The organism is Streptomyces sp. NPDC026206 (genome assembly GCF_040638465.1).
Classification (GTDB): domain Bacteria; phylum Actinomycetota; class Actinomycetes; order Streptomycetales; family Streptomycetaceae; genus Streptomyces.
The window spans coordinates 1-13,250 of the sequence record NZ_JBEZYL010000012.1 but is presented as its reverse complement, the minus strand read 5'-3'; the positions used below and the strand labels follow the sequence as shown (position 1 = coordinate 13,250).

Below are 13,250 nucleotides of genomic sequence, written 5' to 3'. Positions count from 1 at the left end.
ACGGGTGCCGCCCTTCGGCGTGTGCGGTGTTCTCAGCGCCGGGAAGAGGCCGGACTCAGTACGCCGAGTTGACGTTGTCCATGGAGCCGTAGACCTTCCACGCGTAGTTGCACGCGGCGGTGATGTTGGCGACCGGGTCGTAGATGTTCCAGGAGGTGCCGTCGACGTGGTACGCCTTGAAGGTCGGGTCGATCACCTGGAGCAGGCCCTTGGAGGGGATGCCGGCGGCGGCGTTGGAGTCCCAGTTGTTGATGGCGTTGGGGTTGCCGGTCGACTCCCGCATGATGTTGCGGTAGATGCCGTTGTAGCTGCCCGGGATGCCCTTGGTCTTCATGACGTCCATCGCCTCCTTGATCCAGCCGTCAAGGTTGTTGGCGTAGGTCTTGGGCGCCGGGGCAGGAGCGGCCTGGACGGGCTTGCGCGCCTGCGAGCGGCTCGCGGCCTCCTTGTCGGCACGCTCCTTGTCGGCCTTCGCCTTGGCGGCGGCCTCGGCGTCGGCCTTCTTCTTGGCCTCGGCCTGGGCCTTGGCCTGCTTGGCGGCGTTGTCCGACTGCTTGGTCAGCTCGTTCTGCTGCGTCTCACCGAAGGAGGAGGCGTTCCAGGCGACCGGCTTCACGGCGACGGTCTGCTCGGCGTCGGCGGAGCCGTTCGGGACGACTGCGAAGGCCAGGGCTGCGGCACCGGCCGCGGCGATGCCGGCGGCGGAGAACTTGTGGGTCTTCGTGAGACGGCTATAACCGGAGATGGGGGAGCGCATATGAGCTGAACCTCTTCCAATCGCGTGAGTCGCAGTGGCCCGGATCGGCGCGAAAAAAGCGCCGCGTCGATTCGACGGCGCCCTGCGGCTGGGCAATTGTTAGCGGCTGCAAAAACGTGTGGCAAAGGTGCGATGTACTACCTCGCTTCGTTGTAAGGGCCGGGACGAAGGTCCCGGCAGGGCGCCCCCGTGCCTGCTCGGAGGGTGACTTATGGCCGCTTTATGGTCGTACTAGGCGGCTTCGTACGTGATGTGCGTCCCATGAGCGGGCTCACACCGCAGGGCGCTCGCGCTCACGCGGTGTGGCCGCTACTGTGCGGAGCGTTTGCTAACGGAAAATGCGCGAGGGCGGAGGTGCGGTCAGACCTCCACCAGCACCTGGTCCAGGCTCTTGCGCACCAGGTCCGGGACCTCGCAGTCCGGGGCCGGGTAGCCCACCGGGATCACCGCGAACGCCTTCTCGTTCACCGGCCGCCCCAGCACCTGGGAGAGGAAGCGCATCGGGCTCGGCGTGTGCACCAGGGCCGCGAGCCCCGAAAGGTGCAGGGCGGACAGCAGCATCCCCACCGCGATGCCGACCGACTCGTCCACGTAGTAGTGCTTGCGCCTGCCGCCGTCCTCGCCGAGCCAGTACCGCTGCTGGAAGACCACGATCAGCGCGGGCGCGTCCGTCAGGTGCGGCTTGACCTCGTCCGTGCCCAGCGGCCGCAGCGCCGCCAGCCACTCCTCGCCGAGCCGCCCCTCATAGGAGAGGCGTTCCTCCTCCTCCGCGGCCTGACGGATGCGCCGCCGCACCCCGGGGTCCTTGACGAGGACGAACGTCCATGGCTGCTGATGCGCCCCGGAGGGGGCGGTGGCGGCACACGCGATCGCGTCCCGCACCACCTGCTCCGGTACGGGGTCGGGGGAGAACCGCCGCACGGTCCGCCGCCGCTCCATCCGCTCCCGCAGGGCGGCCGCACGGGCCAGGGACTCCTCGGCGGGCATCCGCTCGGGGCGGTAGGGCACCGGCCGGTAGGGATCGCCGTGAGTGGGTGTCCACTGCGTTGGTATAGACATGCCCGGAGTCTGCCCGCACCGCACGCCGATGAGGCGTACATGGCGAAACTCGGTCCCGCGGCCCCGCCCGAAGGCCCTTCGGCCTAGGCCTCCCGCCCCACGGCCCTGCCACCGCAGGCCCGATACCCCGCCCCCCGCCCCTGGGTACCGTGAGGCCATGACCAACGGCCCACGCTCCGGCCTGACCGCCGTGAGCACCGCGCTCCTCGCCATGAGCCGGCACCTGGAGGTGCGCGACGTCCTCCAGACGATCGTCGCCTCCGCCCGCGAGCTCCTCGACGCCGAGTACGCCGCCCTCGGCGTCCCCGACGACCACGGAGGCTTCGCCCAGTTCGTCGTCGACGGCATCGACGACGAACAGTGGAAGGCCATCGGCCCGCTGCCGCGCCAGCACGGCATCCTCGCCGCCATGCTCCAGGAGGCCACCCCCCAGCGCCTGGCCGACGTCCGCAAGGATCCCCGCTTCGAGGGCTGGCCCACCGCCCACCCCGACATGAGCGACTTCCTCGGCATGCCGGTCGCCGACGGCGAGGAGATCCTCGGTGCCCTGTTCCTCGCCAACAAGCGGTGCTCCCCCGGGGCGGCACCGCCGGATCCCGTGTGCCCCGCGACCGAGGACGGCTGCGCCTTCACCGCCGAGGACGAGGAGCTCCTGCGCGTCCTCGCCCAGCACGCCGCCATAGCCCTCACCAACGCCCGCCTGTACGAGCGCAGCCGCGAGCTGACCATCGCCGGGGAGCGGGCCCGCCTCGCCCACGAGCTCCACGACGCCGTCTCCCAGAAACTCTTCTCCCTGCGCCTGACCGCCCAGGCCGCCACCGCCCTGGTCGACCGCGACCCCGCCCGCGCCAAGGGCGAGCTGCACGAGGTCGCCCGGCTCGCCGCGGAGGCCGCCGACGAACTGCGCGCCGCGGTGGTGGAGCTGCGCCCCGCGGGCCTCGACGAGGACGGGCTCGTCGCCACCCTGCGTACCCAGGTCAACGTCCTCGACCGGGCCCACGCGGCCCGCGTCACCTTCACCGCCCACGGCCTGCGCGCCCTGCCGGCCGCCCAGGAGGAGGCGTTGCTGCGCGTCGCGCAGGAGGCCCTGCACAACGCCCTGCGCCACTCCGGCGCCGCCACCGTCGACGTCACCCTCGCCCGCCTCGGGCACGGCGCGGCCCTGCGCGTGACCGACGACGGCGACGGCTTCGATCCCTCCGCCGTCCGCCGGGCCGGCCGCCACCTGGGCCTGGTGTCCATGCGGGACCGGGCGGGCGGGGTCGGCGGCACGCTCACCGTTGTCTCGGAGCCCGGCAAGGGCACCACGATCGAAATGGAGGTGCCCGGTGGCTGAGGAACGGATCGTCAAGGTGCTCCTGGTCGACGACCACCAGGTGGTCCGCAGGGGACTGCGTACCTTCCTGGAGGTCCAGGGCGACATCGAGGTGGTGGGGGAGGCCGCGGACGGCGCCGAGGGCGTCGACCGCGCCGAGGAGCTGCGCCCGGACGTCATCCTCATGGACGTGAAGATGCCCGGCACGGACGGCATCGAGGCACTGCGCAGGCTCCGGGAGCTGGCCAACCCCGCCAGGGTGCTGATCGTCACCAGCTTCACCGAGCAGCGCACGGTCATCCCCGCCCTGCGGGCCGGAGCTGCGGGCTACGTCTTCAAGGACGTCGACCCCGACGCCCTGGCCGGTGCCATCAGGTCCGTGCACGCCGGGCACGTACTGCTGCAGCCCGAGGTGGCCGACGCCCTGCTCTCCCGGGACGAGGCGGGCGGCGGGGGGCAGGGGAGGGGCAACGCGCTCACCGACCGGGAGCGCGAGGTGCTCGCCCTGATCGCGGACGGCCGGTCCAACCGCGAGATCGCGCGGGCGCTCGTGCTGTCCGAGAAGACCGTCAAGACGCACGTCTCGAACATCCTGATGAAGCTCGACCTCGCCGACCGTACGCAGGCGGCGCTGTGGGCCGTCCGCCATGGCATAGGGGCCTGAGAGCGCACTGCGCGGGCGGTAACGGAACGTCGCGTTCTGATCAGAGATTCATGCGGTCGTGTGATAACCCGTCTGATGGCGCAACCCGAATGGCCCTGACCCGTTCTCCATGGCGTAACCGCGGCTGCCGGCCGTGGCGACGCTCTGGCAACACTCTCAGGAAGGTCATTGGAAGAGTGAAGAACATCAAGAAGGCCGCTGCTGTCACGCTCGCCGTGGGCGGTCTCGCCCTCGCCGGTGCTGGTGCCGCTTCCGCGCACGGCGGCGGGCACGTCGGCGCGCTCGCCGAGTCGAAGGGCAACCCGGGCATTGCCTCCGGCAACGTCATCCAGGTGCCGGTCGAGGTGCCCGTGAACCTCTGCAACAACACCCTCAGCGTGGTCGGCTCCTTCAACACGTCGGCGGGCAACACCTGCGTCAACGAGTAATCAGGCGCGACCCGCCCAGTCGGGCGGTCGGCTCCGCTCCGGCGGAGCCGACATCCGAGGGTGATCAATCGTCCGAATGAGGGCAAAAACCGCCGATGGCCGTGCCATCGGCGGTTCATTGGCGTTCATCAGTGCAGGGCCCGTGGCAGGGCCCGACCAGGTCAGTCATCAAAAGGAAGACCACCACATGAACACTGCCAAGAAGGCCGCCCTCGCTCTGGCCGCCGCAGGTGTCGCCCTCGGTGCCTCCGTCGTGCCCGCCGTCGCCTACGACGGAGACGACTTCGCCGGTTCGCAGGCCTCGGGTGTCACGCAGGGCTCGCCGGGCGTTGTGTCGGGCAACGTCATCCAGGTGCCGATCGACATCCCGATCAACATCTGCGGCAACACCATCGACATCATCGCCCTCCTGAACCCGACCTTCGGGAACACCTGCGTGAACAACTCTCCCCGGAGGGAAGTCCACCACGAGGAGATCCACCACGAGAGCGTCCGTCACCACGAGGGCCGCCACCACGACAGTGGTCACCACGAGGACGGTCACCACGACGGCGGCCACGACGACGGCCGTCACTGATCGACGCCCCGCGTCCCACCGGTGACGCGCGGATGTGCAGGAAAAGGCCCCGCGGACCGACAGGTCCGCGGGGCCTTTCCTCTTGTGTGCCCGGCAGGCGCCGTCGGCGCCGTCAGTGCCCCCGCCGGTCCCGCTCCTCGACCATCGCGTTGTACGCGGCCACCTGCGCCCGCCGGGCCGTGCGCTCCACCGGCCGCAGCGCCGCCGCCCGTGCGGCGATCTCCGACGCGCTCACCGCACCACCGTGCTCACGCCCCTCGCCGTACCCCGGCTCGTACGCGATGGAGATCAGCGCCCCCACCCGCTGCGCCAGCTCCAGCACCCGCGCCGCGCGCGACGGGTACCCCGGCGCGAGCACCTCACGCCCACGCTCGGCCCGCGCCCGGTACGCCTCCAGAGCCGCCTGCGCCACCGGGCCGGAGCCGGCCACGTCCAGCCGGGTGAGCACCTCGGTCGCCTCCCGCAGCGCCTCCGCCAGCTCCCGCTCGGCCTCCGAGAGCGACGGCACGTCCGCGGGCGGGGCGTCCTGCACGGGCAGGCAGTGCCACAGGACCTCCACGTGCACATCGCCCGCGGGCCCGGCCTCGTACACCTCCGGGACGAGCCCCAGCGCGGCACCCGGGGCCAGCACCGCCTCCTCGGCCTCCAGGGCGCGGGCGTTGAACTCCGGCGGCCCGCTCAGCCCCAGGGGGTGCCCCGGCGCCGGGAGCGCCAGCCGGAGCCCCGTCGCCCCGAGCGTCCGCAGCCGGCCCAGCGCCAGCGTGAGCCCGACCGGCCCGGACTCGCCGGGCAGACCGGTGACACGGTGGACCGCGTCACTTCCGGTGATGTGGTGAGCCGCGTCATCCGGTGCGGCAAATCCGGCAAGAAGGGCATTTCCCCACGCGGTGAGCCGTCCTGAGCGATGTTCATCGAGCATGGCCCCCAGCCTAAGGACTGGCACCGACAACCGGTGGCGTAGGTTTTTCCCTGGGGACTGCGCCGACAGGCGCAAGCGACGACGCGACTGCAATGGGAGACAACGCGCTCATGAGCGATGTGCTGGAACTGGTGGACGTATCCGTGGTCCGCGAGGGCCGGGCTCTGGTGGACCAGGTCTCCTGGTCGGTCAAGGAGGGCGAGCGCTGGGTCATCCTCGGCCCCAACGGCGCCGGCAAGACCACCCTCCTCAATGTCGCCTCCAGCTATCTCTTCCCGAGCAAGGGCACCGCCCGGATCCTCGGCGAGAAGCTCGGTGCGGTCGACGTCTTCGAGCTGCGCCCGCGCATCGGCATGGCCGGCATCGCCCTCGCCGACAAGCTGCCGCGCAGTCAGACCGTCCTGGAGACCGTCCTCACCGCCGCCTACGGCATGACGGCCACCTGGCACGAGGACTACGAGGCGGTCGACGAGCAGCGCGCCCGCGCCTTCCTCGACGTCCTGGGCATGACCGACCACCTGAACCGCAAGTTCGGCACCCTCTCCGAGGGCGAGCGCAAGCGCACCCTGATCGCCCGCGCGATGATGACCGACCCCGAGCTGCTGATGCTCGACGAGCCCGCCGCCGGCCTCGACCTCGGCGGCCGCGAGGACCTCGTACGCCGCCTCGGCCGGCTCGCCCGCGACCCGCTCGCACCCTCGATGATCATGGTCACCCACCACGTCGAGGAGATCGCCCCCGGTTTCACCCATGTCCTGATGATCCGCCAGGGCAAGGTGCTCGCCGCCGGCCCACTCGAGCTCGAACTCACCTCCCGCAACCTCTCGCACTGCTTCGGCCTGCCCCTGGTCGTCGAGCGCCGCGGCGACCGCTGGACCGCCCAGGGCCTGTCCATGTCCTGACGCCCCCGGCGCCCGGGACGCCCCCGCGCCCTGTCCGCCGAGCGGCTCGCGCCCCTACCATGACCATGTGGACACATGGGTGTGGTGGCTCGTAGCCGCCGTCGGGCTGGGCATTCCGCTGGTCGTGACCGCCATGCCGGAGTTCGGCATGTTCGCGGTCGGAGCCGTCGCCGCCGCGATCACCGCGGCCCTGCACGGCGGCATGGTGATCCAGGTCGTGGTCTTCGCCGTCGTCTCCGTCGCCCTCATCGCCGTCGTGCGCCCGATCGCCAACCGGCAGCGCTCACGCCGCCCTGTGCACAAGTCGGGCATCGACGCCCTCAGGGGCCGGCAGGCCGTCGTCCTCGAACGGGTCGACGGCAGCGGCGGCCGCATCAAGCTCGCCGGCGAGATCTGGTCGGCGCGCGCCCTCGACGACGAGCGCAGCTTCGAGGTGGGGCAGCACGTGGACGTCGTCGAGATCGACGGCGCGACGGCCGTGGTCATGTGAAGGCCGGGATCGTCGCGAAGTGGACGAGTCGGCCTCAACGCCTGCACGGCGGCACCGGCTTCTGAAAGACTCCACCACGACGATCAACGATCGGCGGTCACCGTCGCGATCGACGACACGCCTGCTGTAGACCAACGACAACGGCACGGGGAGCTGGAGCCACGATGGAACCGATCATCATCGTCCTGATCATCCTGGTGGTGCTCGTCTTCATCGCCCTCATGAAGACGGTGCAGGTCATCCCGCAGGCCAGCGCCGCCATCGTCGAGCGCTTCGGACGCTACACCCGCACCCTCAACGCGGGCCTGAACATCGTCGTCCCCTTCATCGACTCCATCCGCAACCGCATCGACCTCCGTGAGCAGGTCGTGCCGTTCCCGCCCCAGCCTGTGATCACCCAGGACAACCTCGTCGTCAACATCGACACCGTCATCTACTACCAGGTGACCGACGCCCGCGCGGCGACCTACGAGGTCTCCAGCTTCATCCAGGCCATCGAGCAGCTCACCGTCACCACCCTCCGCAACATCATCGGCGGCATGGACCTGGAGAGGACCCTGACCTCCCGCGAGGAGATCAACGCCGCCCTGCGCGGCGTCCTCGACGAGGCCACCGGCAAGTGGGGCATCCGCGTCAACCGCGTCGAGCTCAAGGCCATCGAACCGCCGACCTCCATCCAGGACTCGATGGAGAAGCAGATGCGCGCCGACCGTGACAAGCGCGCCGCGATCCTCACGGCTGAAGGCATCCGCCAGTCGCAGATCCTCACCGCGGAAGGCGAGAAGCAGTCCGCGATCCTGCGCGCCGAGGGCGAGGCCCGCGCCGCCGCGCTCCGCGCCGAGGGCGAGGCCCAGGCCATCCGCACCGTCTTCGAGTCCATCCACGCCGGCGACGCCGACGAGAAGCTCCTCGCCTACCAGTACCTGCAGATGCTCCCGAAGATCGCCGAGGGCGACGCCAACAAGCTCTGGATCGTTCCCAGCGAGATCGGCGACGCCCTCAAGGGCCTCAGTGGCGCCGTCGGCAACTTCGGCCCCATGGCGGGTGGCGGAGGCGGCGGGCCGAAGCCCGCGAAGGAGACCCCGCGCCGCGAGCGGCCCCCGATCGACTGACGGCGCGGCGGCCCCCGGCCGGCTGACGCGCGCGGCGGTCCCGGCCGGCCGAGCAGTCCCCACCGCGATCGCTTCCCGAAGGAGCGTTCCTTCCCTATCCATGCATGAGCGGTTTCGTGCATGATCAGTGCGGCCCCTCGACCTCTCACGGCGGGGAGGCGACACACTGATCTTGAAGGAGATGGCCTTGTCCATCTGGGAAGCGCTCGCGGTCTTCGCCGCCGGCATCGGCGCCGGCACCATCAACACCATCGTCGGCTCGGGCACCCTGTTCACCTTCCCGGTGCTCCTCGCCACCGGACTGCCCCCGATCACCGCCAACGTCACCAACACCCTGGGCCTGGTCCCCGGCAACTTCAGCGGCGCCATCGGCTACCGCCGCGAACTGCGCGGACAGCGCGGCCGCGTCATCCGCTTCGGCGTCACCGCGCTCATCGGCGGCCTCACCGGAGCGATCCTCCTGCTCGCACTCCCGTCGAAAGCCTTCGACGCGATCGTGCCCGCCCTCATCGCCCTCGCCCTCGTGCTGGTCATCCTCCAGCCCCGGCTCGCCCGCGCCCTCGCCCGCCGCCGCGAACGCAACGGCACCCAGGCACCCACCGACGGCGGCCCCGCCCTCCTCGCCGGACTGCTGCTGGCAAGCGCGTACGGCGGCTACTTCGGCGCGGCCCAGGGCGTCATGTACCTCTCCCTGATGGGCGTCCTCCTCAACGACGAACTCCAGCGCGTCAACGCCCTCAAGAACGTCCTCGGCGTCATCGTCAACGGCGTCGCCGCGCTCTTCTTCGTCTGCGTCGCCGACATCGACTGGACCGCCGCCCTGCTCATCGCCGTCGGCTCCACGATCGGCGGCCAGATAGGCGCGAAGATCGGCCGCCGGCTGTCACCCACGGTGCTGCGCGGCGTCATCGTCGCGGTCGGCACCGTGGCGATCGTCCAAATGCTGCTCAGATAGCGGCGCCGCGCCCCGGAGAGCCGGGGAGAGGGGGAAGGGACGGGGGTAACGCTCCGGGCCCTTCCCCCGTAGAAATCACGGGCCCGGAGCGTTCAGCAGCAGGCGCGGCCACCCGGCATGGAGCCGGACTCCGGCAGACGGCCGGCGCGAAGCGCCACACCGCCCCCGCCACTGCGGTGCCTGCTGCCTGACGGCCGCATGCGTAGCCGACAGTCAAGCAACACCACTGTGCGATCCGGAGCTGCGATGCGCAACGGAATTTCCGGACGCCCACCCGCGCCTGACGCGGTGTACGGAGCTCAGTCCGCCGCCGACGCCTCGTACTCACCGATCAGCTGCGCCCGCGCAAGCGCGTGGAACCGCAGGTGGAAGCCCACCACGGCCGGCGATGCGTCCGCGTCGGGCCCCAGCTTCTCCTGGTCCACCGCGTACACCGTGAAGACGTAGCGGTGCGGCCCGTCCCCGGGCGGCGGCGCGGCACCACCGAAGTCACGCGAGCCGTAGTCGTTGCGCGCGTGCACGGCACCCTCGGGAAGCCCCTTCATGTCACCGCTGCCCGCGCCGGTGGGAAGCTCGGTGACGGTGGCCGGGATGTCGAAGAGAACCCAGTGCCAGAATCCGCTGCCCGTGGGCGCGTCCGGGTCGAAGCACGTCACGGCGAAGCTCTTCGTCTCCGGGGGGAAACCGTCCCAGCGGAGCTCGGGCGAGAGATTGCCCCCCGCATACACCTGATCGTTCTTCAGCTTCACCCCCAGCGACACGTCTTCGCTGACCACGGCGAACGAGGGCACCTGCGGATGAAAGTCGTGGGGCAGCGGTCGTCGCTTCTGCTCGGACACGTCGGACACTGGGACACCTCCAGTACGCGCGGACAGGTCAATGCGCCAGCCTAACCAGGGCACGGCAGTACGGACTGCGACCATATGGAGTGTGCTTCATGTACTTCGACAAATCGGACGACAGCGACCGGCGCGCCACGTCATGCGCGCCCTGACCGTACTGCTGGCCGCCCTCCCCCTCCTGCTGCTGCCCGCGTGCTCGTCGGGAAGCCAGAAGACGGAGAAGAACCCCGCCGCCACGGCCACGCCGTCCACGAGAACCCCCTCCACCGCACCCGGCACGGTCCCTTCCTGGGCGAAGGGCATGAAGACCGTCCCCGAGGACCGGCTGCCGCCCGAGGCCCGCCGCACACTCGAACTCATCGCCGTCGGAGGACCCTTCCCCTACGAGAAGGACGGCACCGTCTTCGGCAACTACGAGAACCGGCTCCCCAAGCAGGCCCGCGGCTACTACCACGAGTACACCGTCCCCACCCCGGGCTCGCGCAACCGTGGCGCCCGCCGCATCATCACCGGCCAACACGCCGAGCGCTTCTACACCAGCGACCACTACCAGACCTTCGAAGCGGTGGTGCACCCATGACCAGCCTGCTGCCCGCCCCGGGACTCCCCGGAATCCTCAACGCCACCACGCCTCCCGGCGTCTACCACCTGCCCCCCACCGACGCCCCGTCACACGTCATGGCACTGGCGGCCGAAGCCGACTGGAAGGCGGCCCGGCTACGACTCGACGGCGTCCACGACAAGGCGGCCTTCCTCGACCACTGCGCAACGGACCTGGAGTTCCCCGACTGGTTCGGCCACAACTGGGACGCCCTCGCCGACTGCCTCACGGACCTCTCCTGGTGGCGCAAGGCCGGCAAATCCCGCGGCTACCTGCTGCTCGCCGAGGACTGGGGAACCTTCCGCAAGTCCGCCCCCGCCGAAGCCCGGACGGCCGAGGCGGTCCTCAGCGACGCCGTCGACTTCTGGGCCGACGACGAGGCGCCTCTGACGGTGCTGCTCGCCTGAGAACGACGCGCGAGCGCGGGGGCGCGCCGGCATATGCGCCGACGCATCCACGGGCGCACCCCCGCCCCGCCCGCATCAGAGCCAGCTGCGCCGGCCGCCGACCTCCGCCAGCCACTGGTTCAGGTAGGCCGCCCAGTCGGTCTGCGCGTACGAGTGCAGATCCACCGTGAACGACCGGTAGGTGTCACTGCCCGAGCTGAACACGCCCGGCTTCTTGTCCATCTCCAGGACGACATCCATCTCACGATCGTCCGCGACGAACGACAGCTCAACCTCGTTCAGCCCCCGGTACTGCGACGGCGCATGGAACTCGATCTCCTGGTAGAAGGGCAGCCGCTGCCGCGTCCCGCCGATGTGGCCACGCTCGAGGTCGGCGCTCTTGAAGGAGAAGCCGAGCTGCCCGAACGCGTCGAGGATGGCCTGCTGTGCCGGCATCGGGTGCACGTTCACCGGATCGAGATCCCCCGAGTCCACCGCGCGGGCGATCGCCAGGTGCGTCGTCACCCCCACGCTCATCCCGGTCAGGTGCCGGCCCAGGAAGGTGGTGATCGGCGTCTCCCAGGGAATTTCCAGCCCGAACGGCACCGCGTGCACCGCCCCCGCCTGCACCTCGAACGCCCCGCCCAGCTGCACGCGCGTGAACTCGACGTCCTGCTTGTACTCGCCGTCCTCGGCCTCCACCTCGACGCGAGCCTGCAGCCCCACCGACAGCCCCTCGATCCGCTGCGGGACCGAGCCGCCCTGAATGCGCACCTCACCCTGCGCCACGCCGCCCGGGACCACGTTCTCCTCGAACAGCACGGTCTCGACCGAGGCCCCGCCCGCACCCAGGCTCGCCATGAGCTTCTTGAAAACCATCTCTACCTCCCCGGGCCAGGACCGAATCCCGGACCCTTCCAGTACGCTCGACCGGCATGATCGCCGCGCCTGACCGTATGCCACTCGACCGAGCGTTCTTCGACCGTCCCGTACTGGAGGTCGCGCCGGAGCTGCTGGGCCGCACTCTCGTCCGTACGACCCCCGAGGGACCGATCGAGGTCCGCATCACGGAGGTCGAGGCATATAACGGTGCATCCGACCCCGGGTCGCACGCCTACCGAGGCCGCACCGAACGCAACGCGTCGATGTTCGGCCCGCCGGGCCACGCCTACGTCTACTTCATCTACGGGATGTGGTTCAGCCTGAACCTCGTCTGCGGCCCCGAAGGCACCGCGAGCGGTGTCCTCCTGCGCGGCGGCGAAGTGATCAGGGGCATCGACCTCGCCCGCGGCCGCCGCCCCAAGGCCCGCCACGACCGCGAGCTCGCCCAGGGCCCGGCACGCCTCGCCACGGCTCTTGACGTGGATCGCGGCCTCAACGGCATCGACATCTGTACGGGCCCGGACAGCCCCCTGTCCGTCCTGACCGGCCACCCCGTCCCCGCCGACCGGGTGCGCAACGGCCCCAGGACGGGGGTGGGCGGTGAGGGCGCGCTCCACCCGTGGCGGTTCTGGGTGGACGGCGACCGGACGGTCAGTTCGTACCGGGCGCACGTACCGCGGAACAGGGGAAAGGACCGTACGAAGGACGGTGCTTGACTCCGCAGCCGCGAGGGCCTAACGTAGGCGAGCCGCTTGAGACGGGCAGCGCCGTGTGCGCGTACCGCTGGGCGGCACAACCACTACAACGAGGACCACCCTTTGATCGGGGTCGTATTTCGCTATGCCGAAATACGATGACGATCCGGCTCGATTAGGAGCCGCCGGGGAAATCCGCTAACGTAGTGAACACCCCGCCGACGGGGAATCGGAAACGAAATTCGAGCCGACTGCGACATTACGAAGCAGGGGCACGGAAAAGGATCTGATAGAGTCGGAACACGAAATACCGAAGGGAAGCGCCCGGAGGAAAGCCCGAGAGGGTGAGTACAAAGGAAGCGTCCGTTCCTTGAGAACTCAACAGCGTGCCAAAAGTCAACGCCAGACTATAAAATACCCCGTCTCCGGTCCGTGAGGATCGGGACGCGGTTCCTTTGAAAGTCCTACCGGTCCTTCGGGTCGGGTAGGCAACACACAGCGAGGACGCTGTGCACGACCGGGCCTATTCCGCCTGGTTGTGCCGCTCAACGCGAGTGTCACCCGGTTGCCGGGTAAACATTCACGGAGAGTTTGATCCTGGCTCAGGACGAACGCTGGCGGCGTGCTTAACACATGCAAGTCGAACGATGAAGCCCTTCGGGGTGG

General features: G+C 70.0%; 16 protein-coding genes and 1 rRNA gene. 12 read left to right on the top strand and 5 right to left on the bottom strand.

Annotated features, from left to right (window positions below; genetic code table 11):
• Positions 1 to 55: 55 nt before the first annotated feature.
• Together AB0F13_RS18225 and AB0F13_RS18220 are read right to left on the bottom strand one after the other, a co-directional pair.
• Positions 56 to 757 (bottom strand): transglycosylase SLT domain-containing protein, encoded by a 702-nt coding sequence (locus AB0F13_RS18225; protein WP_362082735.1) that lies wholly within the window; start codon positions 755 to 757, stop codon positions 56 to 58.
• Between the two features lie 360 nt (positions 758 to 1,117).
• Entirely contained in the window at positions 1,118 to 1,816 is a 699-nt protein-coding gene (locus tag AB0F13_RS18220; RefSeq protein WP_362082732.1) for a nitroreductase family protein, read from the bottom strand.
• A gap of 157 nt (positions 1,817 to 1,973) precedes the next feature.
• On the opposite strand from AB0F13_RS18220, the gene AB0F13_RS18215 reads away from it, so the two are divergent.
• The 4 genes from AB0F13_RS18215 to AB0F13_RS18200 all read left to right on the top strand — a co-directional run bounded on the left by AB0F13_RS18215 (position 1,974) and on the right by AB0F13_RS18200 (position 4,800).
• Complete coding sequence (locus tag AB0F13_RS18215) at positions 1,974 to 3,152, top strand: GAF domain-containing sensor histidine kinase (protein WP_362082729.1); 1,179 nt, start codon at positions 1,974 to 1,976, stop codon at positions 3,150 to 3,152.
• Entirely contained in the window at positions 3,145 to 3,795 is a 651-nt protein-coding gene (locus AB0F13_RS18210; RefSeq protein WP_362082726.1) for a response regulator transcription factor, read from the top strand. Before AB0F13_RS18215 ends, AB0F13_RS18210 begins: the two co-directional genes overlap by 8 nt.
• Positions 3,796 to 3,971: 176 nt before the next feature.
• On the top strand, positions 3,972 to 4,223 hold the full coding sequence (locus AB0F13_RS18205) for a chaplin (RefSeq protein ID WP_362082723.1): 252 nt from the start codon (positions 3,972 to 3,974) through the stop codon (positions 4,221 to 4,223).
• 187 nt (positions 4,224 to 4,410) lie between these two features.
• Positions 4,411 to 4,800 (top strand): chaplin, encoded by a 390-nt coding sequence (locus tag AB0F13_RS18200; protein ID WP_362082720.1) that lies wholly within the window; start codon positions 4,411 to 4,413, stop codon positions 4,798 to 4,800.
• A 112-nt stretch (positions 4,801 to 4,912) separates the two neighbouring features.
• On the opposite strand, the gene AB0F13_RS18195 is transcribed toward AB0F13_RS18200, so the two are convergent.
• Positions 4,913 to 5,719, bottom strand: coding sequence for a hypothetical protein (locus tag AB0F13_RS18195; protein WP_362082717.1), 807 nt, complete (start codon positions 5,717 to 5,719; stop codon positions 4,913 to 4,915).
• Between the two features lie 92 nt (positions 5,720 to 5,811).
• Here AB0F13_RS18195 and AB0F13_RS18190 point away from each other — a divergent pair, with 92 nt between their 5' ends.
• The 4 genes from AB0F13_RS18190 to AB0F13_RS18175 all read left to right on the top strand — a co-directional run bounded on the left by AB0F13_RS18190 (position 5,812) and on the right by AB0F13_RS18175 (position 9,178).
• Positions 5,812 to 6,621 (top strand): ABC transporter ATP-binding protein, encoded by an 810-nt coding sequence (locus tag AB0F13_RS18190; protein WP_362082714.1) that lies wholly within the window; start codon positions 5,812 to 5,814, stop codon positions 6,619 to 6,621.
• A 67-nt stretch (positions 6,622 to 6,688) separates the two neighbouring features.
• A complete protein-coding gene (locus AB0F13_RS18185; protein WP_362082711.1) occupies positions 6,689 to 7,111 on the top strand; it encodes an NfeD family protein in 423 nt (140 codons plus the stop codon).
• 164 nt (positions 7,112 to 7,275) lie between these two features.
• A complete protein-coding gene (locus AB0F13_RS18180; RefSeq protein ID WP_362082708.1) occupies positions 7,276 to 8,223 on the top strand; it encodes an SPFH domain-containing protein in 948 nt (315 codons plus the stop codon).
• Positions 8,224 to 8,404: 181 nt separating this feature from the next.
• Positions 8,405 to 9,178 carry a sulfite exporter TauE/SafE family protein gene (locus AB0F13_RS18175; protein WP_362082705.1) on the top strand — a complete coding sequence of 258 codons (774 nt, stop codon included), beginning with the start codon at positions 8,405 to 8,407 and terminating at the stop codon, positions 9,176 to 9,178.
• A gap of 299 nt (positions 9,179 to 9,477) precedes the next feature.
• Here AB0F13_RS18175 and AB0F13_RS18170 read toward each other — a convergent pair whose 3' ends face one another.
• Positions 9,478 to 10,017, bottom strand: a complete 540-nt coding sequence (locus AB0F13_RS18170) for a YbhB/YbcL family Raf kinase inhibitor-like protein (RefSeq protein ID WP_362083109.1) — start codon at positions 10,015 to 10,017, stop codon at positions 9,478 to 9,480.
• A gap of 142 nt (positions 10,018 to 10,159) precedes the next feature.
• Here AB0F13_RS18170 and AB0F13_RS18165 point away from each other — a divergent pair, with 142 nt between their 5' ends.
• Positions 10,160 to 10,600, top strand: a complete 441-nt coding sequence (locus AB0F13_RS18165; protein WP_362082702.1) for a ribonuclease domain-containing protein — start codon at positions 10,160 to 10,162, stop codon at positions 10,598 to 10,600.
• On the top strand, positions 10,597 to 11,028 hold the full coding sequence (locus AB0F13_RS18160; RefSeq protein WP_362082699.1) for a barstar family protein: 432 nt from the start codon (positions 10,597 to 10,599) through the stop codon (positions 11,026 to 11,028). The genes AB0F13_RS18165 and AB0F13_RS18160 overlap by 4 nt, the downstream gene beginning before the upstream one ends.
• Positions 11,029 to 11,103: 75 nt before the next feature.
• On the opposite strand, the gene AB0F13_RS18155 is transcribed toward AB0F13_RS18160, so the two are convergent.
• Positions 11,104 to 11,886 (bottom strand): sporulation protein, encoded by a 783-nt coding sequence (locus AB0F13_RS18155; RefSeq protein ID WP_362082696.1) that lies wholly within the window; start codon positions 11,884 to 11,886, stop codon positions 11,104 to 11,106.
• A 56-nt stretch (positions 11,887 to 11,942) separates the two neighbouring features.
• Here AB0F13_RS18155 and AB0F13_RS18150 point away from each other — a divergent pair, with 56 nt between their 5' ends.
• Positions 11,943 to 12,605, top strand: coding sequence for a DNA-3-methyladenine glycosylase (locus tag AB0F13_RS18150; RefSeq protein ID WP_362082693.1), 663 nt, complete (start codon positions 11,943 to 11,945; stop codon positions 12,603 to 12,605).
• Positions 12,606 to 13,163: 558 nt separating this feature from the next.
• Positions 13,164 to 13,250: ribosomal RNA gene (locus AB0F13_RS18145) — 16S ribosomal RNA — on the top strand; the annotation flags it as partial.